General features: G+C 70.5%; 14 protein-coding genes. 6 read left to right on the top strand and 8 right to left on the bottom strand.

The genetic code is table 11. The annotated features are described in order from the left end of the window. The 6 genes from ACEZDG_RS25560 to ACEZDG_RS25535 form a co-directional block, all read right to left on the bottom strand. Nucleotides 1-780 carry an amidohydrolase family protein gene (locus ACEZDG_RS25560; RefSeq protein WP_380513519.1) on the bottom strand — a complete coding sequence of 260 codons (780 nt, stop codon included), beginning with the start codon at nt 778-780 and terminating at the stop codon, nt 1-3. Beyond that, on the bottom strand, nt 777-1568 hold the full coding sequence (locus tag ACEZDG_RS25555) for an RraA family protein (RefSeq protein WP_380513517.1): 792 nt from the start codon (nt 1566-1568) through the stop codon (nt 777-779). The genes ACEZDG_RS25560 and ACEZDG_RS25555 overlap by 4 nt, the downstream gene beginning before the upstream one ends. Next, nucleotides 1568-3535, bottom strand: coding sequence for a hypothetical protein (locus ACEZDG_RS25550; RefSeq protein WP_380513515.1), 1968 nt, complete (start codon nt 3533-3535; stop codon nt 1568-1570). The genes ACEZDG_RS25555 and ACEZDG_RS25550 overlap by 1 nt, the downstream gene beginning before the upstream one ends. Continuing rightward, complete coding sequence (locus ACEZDG_RS25545; RefSeq protein ID WP_380513514.1) at nt 3532-4359, bottom strand: carbohydrate ABC transporter permease; 828 nt, start codon at nt 4357-4359, stop codon at nt 3532-3534. Before ACEZDG_RS25545 ends, ACEZDG_RS25550 begins: the two co-directional genes overlap by 4 nt. After that, complete coding sequence (locus ACEZDG_RS25540; RefSeq protein ID WP_380513512.1) at nt 4356-5207, bottom strand: carbohydrate ABC transporter permease; 852 nt, start codon at nt 5205-5207, stop codon at nt 4356-4358. Before ACEZDG_RS25540 ends, ACEZDG_RS25545 begins: the two co-directional genes overlap by 4 nt. 85 nt (nt 5208-5292) lie before the next feature. Continuing rightward, nucleotides 5293-6570 (bottom strand): ABC transporter substrate-binding protein, encoded by a 1278-nt coding sequence (locus ACEZDG_RS25535; protein WP_380513510.1) that lies wholly within the window; start codon nt 6568-6570, stop codon nt 5293-5295. 130 nt (nt 6571-6700) lie between these two features. On the opposite strand from ACEZDG_RS25535, the gene ACEZDG_RS25530 reads away from it, so the two are divergent. The 3 genes from ACEZDG_RS25530 to ACEZDG_RS25520 all read left to right on the top strand — a co-directional run bounded on the left by ACEZDG_RS25530 (nt 6701) and on the right by ACEZDG_RS25520 (nt 10384). Next, entirely contained in the window at nt 6701-7360 is a 660-nt protein-coding gene (locus tag ACEZDG_RS25530) for a GntR family transcriptional regulator (RefSeq protein ID WP_380513508.1), read from the top strand. Between the two features lie 182 nt (nt 7361-7542). Next, nucleotides 7543-7989, top strand: coding sequence for an L-rhamnose mutarotase (locus tag ACEZDG_RS25525; protein WP_380513506.1), 447 nt, complete (start codon nt 7543-7545; stop codon nt 7987-7989). A gap of 37 nt (nt 7990-8026) precedes the next feature. After that, entirely contained in the window at nt 8027-10384 is a 2358-nt protein-coding gene (locus tag ACEZDG_RS25520; RefSeq protein WP_380513504.1) for a carbohydrate-binding protein, read from the top strand. Between the two features lie 71 nt (nt 10385-10455). On the opposite strand, the gene ACEZDG_RS25515 is transcribed toward ACEZDG_RS25520, so the two are convergent. Next, nucleotides 10456-10995 carry a DUF3291 domain-containing protein gene (locus ACEZDG_RS25515; RefSeq protein ID WP_380513502.1) on the bottom strand — a complete coding sequence of 180 codons (540 nt, stop codon included), beginning with the start codon at nt 10993-10995 and terminating at the stop codon, nt 10456-10458. A gap of 234 nt (nt 10996-11229) precedes the next feature. Between ACEZDG_RS25515 and ACEZDG_RS25510 the strand changes: the two genes are divergently transcribed. The 3 genes from ACEZDG_RS25510 to ACEZDG_RS25500 are packed head-to-tail and all read left to right on the top strand — an operon-like array spanning nt 11230 to nt 14647. Beyond that, nucleotides 11230-13284, top strand: a complete 2055-nt coding sequence (locus ACEZDG_RS25510; RefSeq protein WP_380513500.1) for an oxidoreductase — start codon at nt 11230-11232, stop codon at nt 13282-13284. 18 nt (nt 13285-13302) lie between these two features. Continuing rightward, a complete protein-coding gene (locus ACEZDG_RS25505) occupies nt 13303-13893 on the top strand; it encodes a PadR family transcriptional regulator (RefSeq protein WP_380513498.1) in 591 nt (196 codons plus the stop codon). Nucleotides 13894-13942: 49 nt separating this feature from the next. After that, nucleotides 13943-14647: a Clp protease N-terminal domain-containing protein gene (locus tag ACEZDG_RS25500; RefSeq protein ID WP_380513496.1), complete on the top strand. Its 705-nt coding sequence runs from the start codon at nt 13943-13945 to the stop codon at nt 14645-14647. A gap of 91 nt (nt 14648-14738) precedes the next feature. Here the strand turns inward: ACEZDG_RS25500 and ACEZDG_RS25495 are convergent, their stop codons facing one another. Beyond that, on the bottom strand, nt 14739-15608 hold the full coding sequence (locus ACEZDG_RS25495; protein ID WP_380513495.1) for an SDR family NAD(P)-dependent oxidoreductase: 870 nt from the start codon (nt 15606-15608) through the stop codon (nt 14739-14741). Between the last annotated feature and the right edge of the window lie 231 nt (nt 15609-15839).

Below are 15839 nucleotides of genomic sequence, written 5' to 3'. Positions count from 1 at the left end.
TCATGCGGTCAGCCGGTAGCTGTCGACGGCCGTGCCGCTGAGCACCTGCGCGCGCTCGGCGTCCGAGAGCGGATCGAGAAGCGCGACCAGGGCGCCGAGTTCCACGTCGAGCGGGGCACGCAGGCTCGACACCGGCCAATCGGACCCGATCATGAGCCGGCCCGGTCCCAGGGCTTCGAGCGCGACCTCCAGCGCGGCCGGCCGGACGCCGTCCCCGGAGAGCTTCATCCGTACGTTCGGATACAGGGCGAGGGCGCGTACCCGGGTCCGCCACGTCTCCGCGGCCGGTCCGGCCCGGCCCGGGTCGCCGAGATGGTCGACGACGATCACCAGCGTCGGGTGGTCGACGGCGCAGGCGAGCACGTCGCCCAGATCACGGGCGGCGACCAGCAGTTCGAGCGCCAGGCCCGAACGGGCGTAGCGGGCGATCCCCGCGCGCACCTGCGGCCGCCGCAACCACCCCGGCTCCTCGGAGACCACGGAGTGGCGGATGCCGACCAGCCCGGTGAGGTCGGCGGCGCCGATATCGCCGGCGAGGTCCGCCCAGCCGACCACTCCGCGTACCAGCGGTGCCGGTGAGCAGACGGTGACCAGACGGGCGGTCTCGGCCGCCGACTGTTCCGCCGTGACGACGACGGCGCCGTCGACGCCGCAGGTCCGGGCTGCGGACGCGTACTCGTCCAGCCCCACCGGCCGCCGGATCGAGGCGGTGCGCTCACCGGCCAGCCAGTGCGCGCCGGCGACCTCGGCGCCCCAGAGGTGGATATGACTGTCAATCACTGGGCGGGCTGCTTTACCTGGTTGTCGCGCCAGTGTTCGTATTCGGCGCGGCTGTTGGGGCTGAGGGGGTAGTAGTCGGAGAGGCGGGCGCCTTGTTCGAGGCGCATGCGGCTGAAGGATTCCCAGTCTTCGTGGTCTTCGGCGTCCTGGACGAGTTCGGGTGCTTTGGCGGCGGGTACGATCACGGCGCCGTCGTCGTCGGCGACGACGATGTCGCCGGGCAGGCAGAGGACGCCGCCGGTGGCGACGGGGACGTCGTAGGCCCAGGGGAAGAGGTCGGTCTGGGAGGCGTAGTGGGGGGTGGTGCCGGTGCACCAGATCGGGACGCCGAGTTGGCGGACTCGGGCGGCGTCGCGGATGCGGCCGTCGATGACGATTCCGGCGCCGCCGCGGCGTTTGAAGTAGCGTACGAGCATGTCGCCGAAGCAGCCGGTGAAGTTGCTGCCCCAGGCCTGGACGACCAGGACGTCGCCCGGCTGGACGGTCTCCAGGACTGCCCACAGTGCGGTGTCGCGTTCGACGTACTCCTGGCCCAGGCCGCTGGCGACGTCCTCGCGTTGTGGCATGAACTGCAGGGTCAGGGCGGAGCCGACGATGCGGCTGCCGGTGTCCAGGGCGGTGGGTCCTTGGACGGCGGTGCGGGTGACGCCCATGCCGTGCAGTTTCGCGCAGGCCGTCGCGGCGCTGATCGCGTCCATGCGGCGGACGAGGTCCGCGTCCGCGCGGGTGAAGGGTGCGCCCCGCACCGGCAGCGGCCACACCGTCGACATCGGGTTCTGGGTATCCATCAGGTGTCGCTCCGGGGTGCGGTGTGGGTGAAGCTGCGGTGGGCCGGGCGCTGGGCGCGCCGGGTGACCTGGAGCCGCAGCGAGATGCGGTGCAGCGGGGGAAGCGAGACCACCAGCCGGGACGACCCGACCGGGGTGCTCACCGGGTGTGCCTCTGGTTCGGGGATGAGGTAGTCGTGGGAGTCGCCGGGGTAGTCCGCGCCCGCACGGTCGAAGGTCACCCGGTCGATGCGGTCCTCGCCGAATGCGCCGGCCTGGACCACGACCTCGTGGCGGGTGTCCGGGTCGAGGTTGACCAGTTCGAGGCGCACGCCGTCGGCGTCGGCCTCGCGGACCAGCGCGGCCACGTTGTCCGGCAGGCCAGGTCGTCCACGCAGCGCGTCGCCGTAGGTGACCCGGGCCAGCGCCAGCCCTCCGTTGTAGAGGGCGGGCGGGGCGCCGGTGAGCAGCTGGGTGAGGACCTCGGTGACGACCGGGTTCAGGCGCTGCCACCAGTGGATGTCGTCGTCCGCCGGCCCGTAGGGGGTGGCCCGCATCAGCGCCAGGCGCTTGGCCACCTGCCCGAGGGCCAGGGTGAGGGCGTCTTCGGGGTAGCCGGGGTTGCGGCCGAGCAGGAACGACACCCAGGGGGCCTCGTGCCCCTGTTCCTCCTTGTCCTGGAACCACTTGGTCTCGCGCCAGTCGAAGCCGGCGTCCTGCTCCAGCGCCTCCAGTCGCTCCCGGTCGCCGGCGGCGGAGGTGAGCCACCACAGCCAGACCGGGTAGATCAGCGGGACCGGGTGCAGGTCGAACCAGCCGTTGGAGCCGTGCCGGTAGGGCACCAGCTGGACCGGCACGTCCGGGGCGACGTTCATCTTCTGCGCCCAGCCCCAGCCCATGCTTCCTGCGGTGGCGGCGTCGGTGGCCACCACGCTCTGCGCGATCACGGTGTCCAGCGGCACCCGGGCCAGGTCGAGACCATCGGTGGTGCCGGTGACCAGGGACTCGTTGACGGCGGCGATCATGGCGGCGGCCTGGACCGAGTGCAGCCCGTGCGGCCAGGCCCAGCCGTAGTGCCCGCCGTACCAGTGCCCGCCCTGCAGTTCGCCGACGGTCCCGGAGGGGCCGACGTTGTCCGGGAGCAGCCCGCCGTTGACGGCCGCGCGTTCGCGCCACGCGCCGACATAGTCCACCACCCAGTTCGCGAACTGTGGGTCGTGGTCGTAGAGCCAGGCGTTGGTGACCAGGGAGGTGGCGGCGAGGTTGACCGCCGTGTCACCCCGGCCCAGGCGTTGCTGCATGGCGTCGCCCATCCGTCGGGCGTTGTGCTCGGGGAGCAGGTCGTCCCATGCGGTGATGCCGGGCAGGTCGTCCAGCGGCAGCCCGTAGGGCTTCATCACGGCCTGGTGCGCGCTGTACTCGATCCACTCGGTGCCGAGCCCGGGCCGGGGCCCGCCTGATCCGGTGTGCGGGGCGGTGATGATCCGCGCGGCGGGGTCGTAGTTGCCGTGGGCCGGATCCGCGTACAGGCGCGCGAACCGCAGCGCCCGCTCGCGGAAGGCGGGATCGTCCGGGTCGGCGGCGCACAGGGCGTAGAAGAAGTTGAGGGACTCGCCCTGGTGGAACCAGTCGTAGCCGACCTCGTACTCCTCGCGCACGAACCCGAACGCGGTCAGCTGCGCGGTCACCCCGGCCCAGTGCTGCTTGGCCGAGGCGAGCAGGTCGTCGGCGCCGCCGAGGCGGTAGAGCACGGGCCAGTTGAAGAAGGGCTCGTAGAAGTCGTCGACCCCGTCCCGGTGATGCATCCGCCCGCCGTACGTCAGCCGCCCGTCCGGACCGCAGTACGTGGCCTCGAACGCACGCCACGCCGTGTCCAGGACGGAGAACAGGTGCCGCTCCAGCACCGCCCACAGCGGAGTCTGACGCAGCGGGACGGTGGCCTCGATGCGCGGGAGGGCGCTGTGCGGATCGTCTTTTGCCCACATCATTTGATTGCTCCTGCGGTCAGGCCGCCGATGATGCGCCGTTGCATGAACACGTAGAACACGATCACCGGTGCGGTGGCGAGCAGCATGTTGGGGTACACCACGGTGTAGTTCGTCGACAGGCGGCTGATGGCCGCGTACACACCCGTCGTGACGGTGTAGATGCCGGACTGGGGGCCGAGGATGAACTGCGGGTTGACGAAGTCGGTCCACACCCCGATCGAGTTGAGCACCATCGCGGTCGCGACCACCGGGCGCATCAGCGGGAAGATGACCCGCCAGAAGGTGCCGTAGCGGCTGGCGCCGTCGATCCGCGCCGCCTCGTCCAACTCCCGGGGGATCGTCTGCACGAACGCGGTGAACAGGAACACCGTGGTGGGCACAGTCAACGTCGTCTCGAACAGCAGGAAGCCCGGCATCGTGCCGATCAGGCCCAGCGCCTTGAGGACGAAGACCACCGGGATGACCAGGGTCTGGCCCGGGATGAACAGCCCGGCCAGCAGCACCAGCATCACCACCCGGTGGTACCGGCGCATCCCGCGCCCGATGGCATACGACGCCGGCCCCACCACCACCAGGTTCAGCACGTTCACCGCCACCACGAACAGCAGCGTCACACCGTAGGCGGCCACCACGTTGAAGTCCGGCGAGGTCAGCGCATCACCGAGGTACTTGAGTGAGAACCCGCCACTGGGCCAGCCGAAGGGCTCGGTCAGGATGTCGTGCTGCGACTTGAAGGCGTTGGCCACCATCACGTACAGCGGGCCGACCATCACCAGCACCAGCACGACCGCGGTCAACACCCGGCCCAGGCGGCGGACGTTCATGCGGCCACCGCCTGCTCGCTGCGCCGGCGGGCCGCGGTGATACCCACGGTCACCGCGACGATCACGATCATCAGGACGACCGACTGGGCTGCGCCGTAGCCGAGTTGGGTGTTGTCGATCGAGGAGGTGAGGATGTTGTACACGAAGCTCTGGGTCTCTCCTGCGGGGCCGCCGCGGGTCAGGGCCAGGATCAGCTCGTAGACCCGCAGCAGGCCGATGACGACCAGGACCACGTTCACGGTCACGGTCGGGGCGAGCATGGGCAGTTTGACGCGCCAGAAGGTCTGCCACGCCGAGGCGCCGTCGATCCTGGCCGCCTCCAGCACACTGTCCGGCACGGTCTGCAGCCCGGCCAGGTAGAGCACCACGTTGACGCCGAAGCTGGACCACACGATCACGCAGATCACCGTCGCCAGCGCCCAGGTCGGGTTGGACAGGAACGGCAGCGCGTGCTTGGCCCCCAGCAGCGCGTTGACCGCGCCGCTGGTGCCCAGGATCGAGGACCACAGGAAGCCCAGGATCACCGCCCCCACCACATACGGGTAGAAGACCAGCACCCGCAGGACCGCGTTGAGCCGGGTGTTGCGGTTCAGCAGCAGCGCCACCCCCAGCCCCAGCACATTGCACGCCACCGTACCGACCACGGTCACCAGCAGCGTCACGAACGCCGCATGCGCGACCGCGGGATCATGGATGATGCGGACGTAGTTGCGGAACCCGACCAGGTGCAACGGCGTCGTGAACCCGTTCCAGTCGGTGAAACTGAGGTACACCGCGATCACGATCGGCACCACGATCAGACACACCACCAGCACCAACGGCGGCGCCATCATCGCAATATCGGCCACCGTCTCACGACGCCGCGCCCGCGCCCGGGCCGAACCCGGCCGGCGACCGGCCGCCCTGGAGGCGGCCGGCGCGGCACTGACCGTGCTACTGCCCGGCATTGGCGTCCCACCAGGCATCGAGCTTCGCAGCCGCCTGATCAGCGGACTGACCCGTGTAAAGCGACTGAACCACCGTGTTCAGCTCATTACCGAAGCCGGCATTCACCCCGGGCCCAGCGGTACCGTTGACCGATCCGGGGGTGGAGTTGACGATGCTTCCGACGGCCGCGTCCAGCGCGGTCCCCGGGTAGCTGTAGCCGGCCCGGAAGTTCCCCTCGGACTTGAGCGAGGTGGTGACCGCGGTCTTGTCGCTCACCAGGTACTGCACCAGCGCCAGGTCAAGCGCCTGGTGCTTGGAGGACTTGAGGATCGAGTACGGCTGAGCCTGGCCGCTCATCTGCTTCGGCACGGATCCGTCGACCGTCGGCGTCGGGAACACCCCCACCTTGAACGGCAGGTTCTTCGCCGAATCGACGCTCGCGTTCAACCAGTTGCCCATGATGTACATGCCCGACTTGCCGGCCAGGAAGTTGTCGATCGAGTCCTGGTACTTCTCGCCCACCGAGTTCTTGGGAACCGCCCCGCTCGCGATCCACCCCGCGTAGGCCTTGAGGTAGGTGTCGTAGGCACTCCCCGCGAAGGCGACCTTCTTGGCGTTGCGCTCGGTGTACCAGTTCGGATCGCCGCCGAGCAGCGCCGGGTTGGCCATCATCGAGAACTGCGCCCCGGTGACCCACTCCCCCGCCGTCTGCAACCCGACGTACCCGGCCGCCTGCAGCTTGCCCAGGTCCGCCGTGAAGTCGGCCAGCGACTTGGGCGGCGTGCTGATACCGGCCTTCTGGAACGCGGTCTCGTTGTAGTACACCAGCGACTGGTTCTGCTCCCCGGTGGCGACCTGCCAGATCTTGCCGTCCACCTTGTTGGAGTCCGACAGCGGAGTCGAGGTCACCCAGGCAGCGTCCGGGAAGTCCGTCATCTGCGGAGCGACCACGAGGTCGAGGTTGCTAGCGACGATGTCCGGCGCCGAGCCCGAGACCAGCTCCTGCTGCAGCGTGGACTGCACGTCCGTACCGGAGGGCGACTCGATGGTGACCGTGACGCCCGGGTGGCTCTTGACGAACGGGGCGACCAGCCCCTGGTAGTACGCCTTGGTCAGCACCGGCGTGATGTTGGCCAGGATGCGGACATTGCCCTTGAGCGCACCACCGCTCGAAGCGGTCGTCGAGGAGGAGCATCCGGCCAGGGCGAAGAGGGATGCGGCGAGTCCGGCGGCGACGGAGACCTTCGCCGTGCGGGTGGTGCTGCTGGATCTTGTGGGTCTCATGGCTACCTCAACTCGATTCGCGGCTATCGATAGAGCATATGATGATCCTCGTCATCTGGATGTCAAGAGCCCGTAACAAAATCGAGGCGATCATCGATAAGATGCGAAGTGGTCTATACAAGGAGGCTTCATGCCAGACGCCATCGGACAGCCGCTGACGCGGGTCCTGCTGTCCGACCAGGTGTACACCCGGGTGCGCGGCCTGATCATCGACGGCGCGCTGGAGCCTGGCGCCCGGCTGGTCGAGTCCGAGCTCGCCCGGCAGTTCGGCGTCAGCCAGGCCCCGGTACGCGAGGCGGTCCGGCGCCTGGTGCACGAGGGCCTGGCCGACCACGTCCCGCGCCGCGGCAGCTTCGTGGCGGTGGTGTCGCAGGAGGACGCCCACCACGCCCGCGCCGTCCGCGTGGCGATCGAGGAACTGGCCGCCCGCACCGTGGCCGCCCAGCCCTCCGCCGAGGCCTTCGAGGCACTGGCGCTGCAGGTGGACGCCATGCGGCAGGCGGCGCTGCAGAGCGACGTCGGGCGCTTCCGGGACGCCGACATCACCTTCCACCGCACCGTCTGCGAAGTCAGCGGAAACCCCTTCCTGCCCAAGCTGTGGGCGGTGATGGAGCCCAACCTGCGCGCCCTGCGCGTCGTCTCCGACCCGCTGTTCACCGGCGACTGGACCGCCGTGGCCGGCGACCACGCCGATCTGCTGGCCGCCCTGCGGTCCGCGGACCCGAATCGGGCGGGGTCCGAGTTCGCCGCCCACGCCCGCGGGGACGACGGGATGATCCCCCGCCACTGACCGCATAGAAGCACGTCAGCGCCCCGCAGGCGAGAGCCTGCGGGGCGTCGGCGTGTCCGGGGGCGGTCCCGCGGCCCGGGGTCGGCCTCATAAAAAAAATCAAATCGATACCGTTCGGACCGATTGACAGCGCCTCAGGGGTCGCCTAGCTTGCTCGAGCATCGATAGGCGATTGGATCAAGATGGACCAGTCCACCACCCCGTCCGAACCACAGCCCGTGCCGCTCGCCCTGCCGCTCCCCCTGCCCCTGCCCCTGCCCCTGCCCCTGCCCCTGCCGCTGCCCGCACCCCTGCCCGTGCCCCACGAGACCGTCGGACGTCGGACGCGTCTGCGGCCCGGCACGGAGGAGGAGTACACCCACGTCCACCGACGCATCCCGGATCCGGTCGCCGCCGCCCTGCGCTCGGCCGGCGTTGTGCAGTGGCGGATCTGGCGCGACGGGCTCTCCCTGTTCCACTTGATCGAGACCACCCATGGGATCGCCGAGATGGGCCGGCGCATGTCCCTGCTGGGAGCGGTGGACCCGGACTGGGACGAGCTCATCGCCACCCTGGTCGACCCGGCCGAGGAAACCCAGGCCGATCTGCCGCTGGTCTGGGGCATGGACCAGCAGCGGCAGTTCAGCTAATCGAAACGCTCAATCGACAGACGATCGGAGTTCAACGTTGAACCGATTCAGATCACGCGGAGCCGTTCTCACCGCCGCCGCGGTCCTCCTCTCCTTCGGCTCGGGCGCTCTCGCCACGAGCGCGCAGGCCACCGCGCACCACCACACCTTCTACGTCTCCCCCGGCGGCTCGGACCGGGACCAGGGCACCGCCCGGGCGCCGTTCCGGACGATCCACCAGTGCTCGGCCGCGATGTCCGCGGGCGACAGCTGCGTCATCGGGTCCGGCACCTACCACGAGACGATCGCCCCCGCCCGGAGCGGGACCGCCGCCGCCCCGATCACCTACACCGCGGCACCCGGCGCGCAGGTGATCGTCGACGGCGCCGACCCGGTGAGCGGATGGCAGGCCGTCTCCGGCTCCGCCCTGACCTCCCTGGAAAGCGGCGACCCGTTCCTGGCCGGCTCCGACTTCGCCACCGCGGTCGCCACCGGCCAGATCTATCAGGCACACGTCACGATCAACCCGTCCCTGTCCGGCAACCAGGTGTTCTGGCAGGGCGCGCCGCAGATCGAGGCCCAGTGGCCCTACCCCGGCGCCGACGTGAGCGTGCCGACGCTGGCCTCCGCCCAGTCCGGCACCACCGACAGCCTCTCCGACACCGCGCTGACCCAGCCCGCCGGCTTCTGGAACGGGGCTCTGCTGACCGCGCACAACTGGTTCGTCAGCGAGACCGGCACCGTCACCGACTCCCAGGTCGGCACCATCACCTCGGCCGGCCTGCCCGGTTGCGTCGGGCTGAGCCCGAACCAGAGCACCGACTACTCCCTCAAGGGCAAGCTCGAACTCCTCGGCAAGCCCGGCGAGTGGTTCTACCAGACGTCGAGCCACACCCTGTACCTGTACTCGCCCGACGGTTCCAAGCCCCCGGCCGGTGCCGTGGAGGCCAAGCAGCGCGCCGTGGCCATCGACCTCAGCGGTCGCTCGCACATCTCCGTCCTCGGCCTGGGCATCCGCGGCGCCACCGCGCAGACCTCCCCGACCTCGACCGGCGACGTCCTGGACGGCCTGGTCGCCCACGACATCTCCGCCGACGCGCAGCTGAACCCCGACCCGAACATGGTCACCGCCCCCGACGGCTGCGCCGTACTGACCGCCGGCGAGACCACCTCCGGGATCCTGCTCAAGGGACACGGCAACACGGTCCGCGACAGCCTGATCGACGGCAGCACCGGCAACGGGGTCGTCATGTCCGGCACCGGCAACACCGTCACCAACACCACGATCCTGCACGTGGACACCCTGGGCAGCTACGCGGCGGGCATCAACGTCCTCGGCTCGGGCCAGAACATCACCCACAACACCATCGAAGGCTCCGGCCGCAGCGACATCAACATCGACAACAAGGTCGCCGGGCCCACCGCGGCCGGCCACACCATCGCCTACAACGACCTGTCCGACTACGGCAACCTGGTCGTCGACGGCGGCGCCGTCTACGTGTGCTGCTCGGTCAACCTGGCCACCACCGTGATCCACCACAACCAGTTCCACGACCCGTCCCCGTTCGCCCACACCGCCCCGGCGCCGGGCGTCTACCTCGACAACAGCACCTACAACGCGACCGTGTACGACAACGTCGCCTGGAACCGCACCACTTACGGGGCCGTGCTGATCAACCCCAACGGGCAGAGCACCTCGGGCAACCGGATCTACAACAACACCTCCGGCACCGACACCAACGTCGCCAGCACCTTCGGCGGCACCTTCTCCGACACCGACATCGTCAACAACATCGGCGTCACCGGCACCGATCCGGGGATCACCAACTCCAACAACTTCACCCCGGTCAGCGCCGCGCAGTTCACCAACCCCGCGGCCGACGACTTCACCCTCACCGCGACCTCGCCGGCCCGCAACGCGGGAGTGGTCTGGTCACCGGCGACGGACGGCTCCACCGACCCGCAGCCCAGCCTCGGCGCCTACCAGTACGGCGCGCCGAAGTGGATCGCCGGCGCCACCCGGATCGGCCAGCAGGTGCAGGCCGAGTCCTACACCTCCAGCAGCGGCGTCAGCCCGCACCCGGCCGGCACCGGCACCGTCGTCGGCAGCTTCGACGGCGGCGACTGGATCGGCTACGACAACGTCGACTTCGGCACCGGGGCGAACCTGTTCACCGCCTTCATCGGCGTGGACGACGCCTACGCCGACAAGGGCGTCGAAATCCACCTCGACTCCGCCACCGGGCCGCTGATCGGCCTGCTCTCGGTCGCCGGCACCGGCGGCTTCGACACCCTCTCCGTCCAGTCCACCTCGATCACACCCACCAGCGGACACCACGCCGTCTACCTCGTCGCACCCGGCGGACAGCCCGGGTTCGGCAACATCGACTACTTCTCCTTCACCCACGCGGGCTAGCAACCCGAACGATCCAGTGTGTCCACGGTCGCGCCGCCCGGGTCCCCACCCGGGCGGCGCGACCTGGCCGTTCAGGCCTCCTTAGCGGCGGGCCCGGTCGGAGTCCCCTGCGGGGTGAACGGGTGGTGGAAGGTGAAGGCCTGCGGCGCGGGGCCGTGCTCGTGCAGGTCTTCCAGCCTGGACACCCCGTCCTGCCAGGTGGGTATCACGCCGTCGGAGACCCACCAGAACACATGACTCGGGTGTCCGGTCCGGTCGAACCAGTCGTAACGCCGGTTCAGCGCCGCACGGTGCAGACCGGTGTAGACGGCGTCGAAGGCGGAGCCCAGGTCGGTCCACAGCGAGAGGGTCGCGGCCAGGGCGGTGGTCTCCACCGTACGGCCCTTGTCGTACCAGGCCGGGACGACGAACTCCCCCCATGCGCCCCAGTCCAGGTCGAAGAGTGTGCCCCGGCCGCCGTCGGCCGGTTCAGCACGGGCGAGGTACCCGGGGTGCCGGCTGATCCTCCGGTAGACGGCATCGCCGCTGTCGAGGAATTCGCGGGTGAGAGGTGCGGGATCGGCGAGGGGTGACGTCAGGACGCCGAAGGTGTACAGCGCGAGTTGGGGCATGTGTCTCTCCCTGGTGGGGGTGCCTGGTACGGACCCCGTTCGGCGGCCTGTGCACGGAACCAGGTCAAGGTAGCCGCCGCTGCCGACCCTGTCGAAGTTGCGTTTTCCCTGTCCACGTGGCCGCCGGAACCGGGGCCCTGTGGGCGGGATCTCATTTGCACCTAGTTGCAAAAGACTGCCGTCTGCCCCTACAAATGGGAGGCGAGGAGCCCGACCACCGTCCGAGGAGTGTCGATGACGACCGCCTACCCGCACCTGCTGCGTCCGCTGGACCTCGGGTTCACCACCCTGCCGAACCGGGTGCTGATGGGCTCCATGCACGTGGGGCTGGAGGAGGCCCCGAACGGCTTCGCCCGGATGGCGGCCTTCTACGCCGAGCGGGCCCGCGGCGGCGTCGCGCTGATGGTCACCGGCGGCATCGCGCCCAACGAGGCCGGCCGGCCGTCCCCGCACGGGGCCAAGCTGACCACCGCGGCCGAGGCCGAGCAGCACCGCGTCGTCACCGAGGCCGTGCACCGCGAGGGCGGCCGGATCGCGCTGCAACTGCTGCACTTCGGCCGGTACGCCGCCCACCCCGGCCTGGTCGCGCCCAGCGCGCTCCGGGCGCCGATCAGCCGGTTCACCCCGCACGCGCTGACGGACAGTGAGATCGAGCAGACCGTCGAGGACTTCGCCAGGGCCGCGGCCCTGGCCCAGCAGGCGGGATACGACGGGGTGGAGGTGATGGGCTCCGAGGGCTACCTGATCAACGAGTTCATCGCCGCCGGGACCAACCAGCGCACCGACCGCTGGGGCGGTTGCTACGAGAACCGGATCCGCTTCGCGGTGGAGACCGTGCGGCGGGTGCGCGAGCGGGTGGGCCGCGAGTTCATCCTGATCTACCGGCTGTCCATGCTGGACCTGGTGCCGGGCGGCTCCACCCTCGAAGAGGTGGTCACCCTGGCCAAGGAGGTCGAGCGGGCGGGCGCCACCCTGATCAACACCGGCATCGGCTGGCACGAGGCGCGCATCCCGACGATCGCCTCAGGTGTGCCCCGCGCGGCCTGGAGCTGGGTCACCCGCGCGGTCATGGGCGCGGTGACCGTCCCGCTGATCACCAGCAACCGCATCAACACCCCCGAGGTGGCCGAGCAGTTGCTGGCCGACGGCACGGCCGACATGGTCTCGCTGGCCCGCCCCTTCCTCGCCGACCCGGACTTCGTGGCCAAGGCGCGGGCCGGCCGGCCCGACACCATCAACTCCTGCATCGGCTGCAACCAGGCCTGCCTCGACCACACCTTCAGCGGGAGGATCACCTCCTGCCTGGTCAACCCGCGCGCCTGCCACGAGACCGAACTGGTCCTCGGCCCCACCCGCAGCGCCAAGCGCATCGGGGTGGTCGGCGCGGGCCCCGCCGGGCTCGCCTTCGCGGTCACCGCCGCCCGGCGCGGGCACCGGGTCACGCTGTACGACGCGGCCGGGACCATCGGCGGGCAGTTGAACATCGCCCGGCAGGTCCCGGGCAAGCAGGAGTTCAATGAGACCCTGCGCTACTACGCCGTGCAGTTGGCCGAGGCCGGGGTCGAACTGCGGCTCGGCGCGGCCGTACACGCGCCGGAGTTGGCCGCCGCCGGGTTCGACGAGATCGTGCTGGCCACCGGTGTCACCCCGCGCACCCCGGACATCCCCGGCGTGGACCACCCCAGCGTCCTCAGCTACCTGGACGTGCTGCGGGACGGCGCGCGGGTCGGGCAGCGGGTGGCCGTCGTGGGTGCGGGCGGCATCGGCTTCGACGTGGCCGAGTACCTGACCGACAGCGGGGCGGAGACCGCCACCGACCCGGAGGCGTTCTTCGCGCGGTGGGGCGTGGACACCTCCTACCGGGCGCGCGGCGGACTCGCCGCGCCGGAGCGCGAAGCACTCGCGCGCCCGGCAGTCGCGCGCCCGGCCGCGCCGCGCGAGGTCTGGCTGCTGCAGCGCAAGGCCAGCAAGGTCGGGGCGCAGCTGGGCCGGACCACCGGCTGGATCCACCGCACCGAGCTGGCGCACCGGGGTGTCCGCAGCCTGGCCGGCGTCACCTACCATCGGATCGACGACGACGGCCTGCACATCGGCGTGGACGGCGAGGAGCAGCTGCTGGCCGTGGACACCGTGGTGCTCTGCGCGGGCCAGGAGCCGCGGCGCGAACTGCGGCCGGCGCTGGAGGCCGCGGGCTGCTCGGTACACCTCATCGGCGGGGCCGACGTCGCCGGGGAGCTGGACGCCAAGCGCGCCATCCTGCAGGGAACACAGCTGGCGGCGGAACTGTAGAAGGGGCTCGACCGGACCATGTCGCTGCAGCACGCCATCCTCACCGCCCTGCTGGAACAGCCCTCCTCCGGGCTGGAGCTGACACGGCGTTTCGACAGGTCCATCGGGTTCTTCTGGTCCGCCACCCACCAGCAGATCTACCGCGACCTGGCCCGGCTGGAGCAGTCGGGTCTTATCCACGAACTGCCGCTGCCCCCGACCCAGGGCCGCCGCAAGGAGTACGAGGTGCTGCCGGCCGGCCGCGCGGAGCTGGCCCGCTGGATCGGCGAGGAGCAGCCGCCGAGGGCCGCGCGCGAGCCCATGGCCCTGCGGATGCGCGCGCTGGCGGCGGTGGTCGCCGGGGGTGAGGGCTACGGCAGCGGCAACGGTGAAGGCGACGGCAACGGCGCGGCAGTCGCGCTGGCGGCCGAGGTCGCGCGCCAACTGGAGCTGCACCGGCAGCAGTTGGCGGAGTACCGGTCGTTCGAGGCCCGCGACCTCGCCGGCGGAGAACCGAAGGAGCTGGCGCAGCGGCTGCAGCACCAGGTGCTGCGGGCCGGCATCGGCCTGGAACAGTTCTGGGCGGACTGGCTGACGGAGACCCTCGCGGTGATCAAGGACGGACAGTGACTGTCAATTGCATCTTGACGATTGGGGGCTGTCAATTTACGGTTGACATATGAGTCCACTCGACATCAGCCTCGCCGACCTGATCGCCCGTCTCAACGAGGAACTGCCCGAGGCCGACGAACTGGCCCGGATCAGCGAGGCACGCCTGCGTGCCCAGACCCTGTCCGACCTCGGGGACCAACTCCTCGACCACTACGTCAGCAAGGCCAAGCAGGGCGGCGCGTCCTGGAGCGAGATCGGCGACGCCATCGGGGTGACCAGGCAGGCCGCCCAGCAACGCCACACACCCACCCCGTTCGACCGGTACACCAACCTGAACCGGCACAGCATCGTGCTGGCCCAGGAAGCCGCCCGGACGCACAAGCACGACTCCATCGGCACCGAACACCTCCTGCTCGGCCTGCTCGGCGAGCCGCGGGGCCTGGCATACGAGGTGCTGGTGGCCAAGGCCGGATCGGAACAGCGCGTCCGCGACACGATCGAGGCGGCGATGCCCCCGGCCGGAAAGAAGGCGCCGCGCGGTCACATCGCGTTCCGGCCGGAGGGCAAGGAGGCCATCGAGCAGGCGCTCCGCGCCTCGGCCGAACTCGGCCACGACTGGGTCGGCACGGAGCACGCGCTGCTGGGCCTGATCCGCACCGAGGGGAGCCCGGCCGCGCAGATCCTGCGCGACCTCGGCTTCACGCCGGACGAACTGCGCGAGACGGTCAGCGTCGAGATCACCAAGCGCTCCGCCACGCACGGCAAGCAGTAACCGGCACCACGCCGGACCGGTCGTCAGCAGGAAAGGCGGGCCTGGCCGAAGCGCTTCGGCCAGGCCCCGCCCCCTTCCCCGGTGATCGCCCTCAGCGGTGCTCGAGTACCGGGACGGCCACCCGGGCGGTGAGCTTCTCGCTGAGCTTGAGCAGACGCTCGATCGAGCGCTTGTCGTTGACCTGGGGGCCGGGGGTGCTGAGCAGCAGCTGGTCGTAGTAGCCGCCGTTGACCACCTCGGTGTGCGGGCAGCAGAGCGTGAGCAGGGTCTCGGCGACCTCGGCGGCGGGGCGGCCCGAGGTCCCGTACAGGGGGCGGATCGCGGTCTCGGCGACGCCGGGGTGCACGGTGATGGCGGTGTGTCCGGCCGGGAGCCACTTGGCCAGCGCCGCGATGAAGGTGGTCAGGGCCAGCTTGGACTGGCCGTAGGCGACGGTCCTGGAGTAGCGCTTGGCGCGGGTCAGGTCGGTCCAGTCGATGTTGGCGGTGCGGTGCAGGCTGGAGCCCAGGGCGACGACGCGGCTGTCCGCGCTTCGGGCCAGCGGGCGCTCCAGCAGCCGGATGAGCAGGTACGGGGCCAGGTAGTTGACCTGGAAGCAGAGCTCGTTGCCCTGCAGGGTCAGCGTCCGCCGCTCGGGCGCGGCGATGCCGGCGTTGTTGACCAGCAGGTCAAGACGCTCATGACGCTCGGTCAGCGCGGCGCCGAGCCGGTGGACCTGGTCGAGCTGGACGAAGTCGGCGACGGCCTGCTCCAGCTGCGCCGCGGGGGCGCCGGCCGCCGCCAGCCGCTGGACGGCGAGAGCGGTGCTCTCGGCGCTGGGGCCGTGCACGATCACCCGGGCGCCGCCGGTGGCCAGGCGCAGCGCGGTCTGGAATCCGAGGCCCTCGGTGGCGCCGGTGACCAGCGCGGTGCGGTCGGCGAAGGCGAGGCCGTGGGAGGAGTGGGAGGGGACAGAAGACACAGGGGTCCGTTCGAGGTGGGAGGAGCGGCCGGGCCGTAGCAGGCACCGGTCCCCGGAAGGGCGGTGTTTCAGTGGCCGGGATGCGGCGGCCGGTCGTCATGGAGACGACCGGGATGCGGAGCGGCGTGCTCCGGCAGGGCAGGGCAGCCCGGCGCCGTCACGGTGCTCACGGAACCGCGGAAGGAGGGGCCCATGGCTCCGATGCAACCCGATCCACAGCCCCGGAGGCAA

It is taken from the genome of Streptacidiphilus alkalitolerans, from assembly GCF_042511045.1.
Taxonomy (GTDB): Bacteria; Actinomycetota; Actinomycetes; order Streptomycetales; family Streptomycetaceae; genus Streptacidiphilus; species Streptacidiphilus alkalitolerans.
The sequence above is the reverse complement of the archived record's forward strand: the minus strand, read 5'-3'. Positions and strand labels throughout refer to the sequence as shown.

Bases quoted from the DNA above. Each gene is read 5' to 3' on its own strand.
- ACEZDG_RS25500 (WP_380513496.1), top strand. From the start codon at position 13,943: ATGAGTCCACTCGACATCAGCCTCGCCGACCTGATCGCCCGTCTCAAC.
- ACEZDG_RS25555 (WP_380513517.1), bottom strand. From the start codon at position 1,568: ATGGATACCCAGAACCCGATGTCGACGGTGTGGCCGCTGCCGGTGCGG.
- ACEZDG_RS25550 (WP_380513515.1), bottom strand. From the start codon at position 3,535: ATGATGTGGGCAAAAGACGATCCGCACAGCGCCCTCCCGCGCATCGAG.
- ACEZDG_RS25530 (WP_380513508.1), top strand. From the start codon at position 6,701: ATGCCAGACGCCATCGGACAGCCGCTGACGCGGGTCCTGCTGTCCGAC.
- ACEZDG_RS25525 (WP_380513506.1), top strand. From the start codon at position 7,543: ATGGACCAGTCCACCACCCCGTCCGAACCACAGCCCGTGCCGCTCGCC.
- ACEZDG_RS25510 (WP_380513500.1), top strand. From the start codon at position 11,230: ATGACGACCGCCTACCCGCACCTGCTGCGTCCGCTGGACCTCGGGTTC.
- ACEZDG_RS25545 (WP_380513514.1), bottom strand. From the start codon at position 4,359: ATGAACGTCCGCCGCCTGGGCCGGGTGTTGACCGCGGTCGTGCTGGTG.
- ACEZDG_RS25515 (WP_380513502.1), bottom strand. From the start codon at position 10,995: ATGCCCCAACTCGCGCTGTACACCTTCGGCGTCCTGACGTCACCCCTC.
- ACEZDG_RS25535 (WP_380513510.1), bottom strand. From the start codon at position 6,570: ATGAGACCCACAAGATCCAGCAGCACCACCCGCACGGCGAAGGTCTCC.
- ACEZDG_RS25505 (WP_380513498.1), top strand. From the start codon at position 13,303: ATGTCGCTGCAGCACGCCATCCTCACCGCCCTGCTGGAACAGCCCTCC.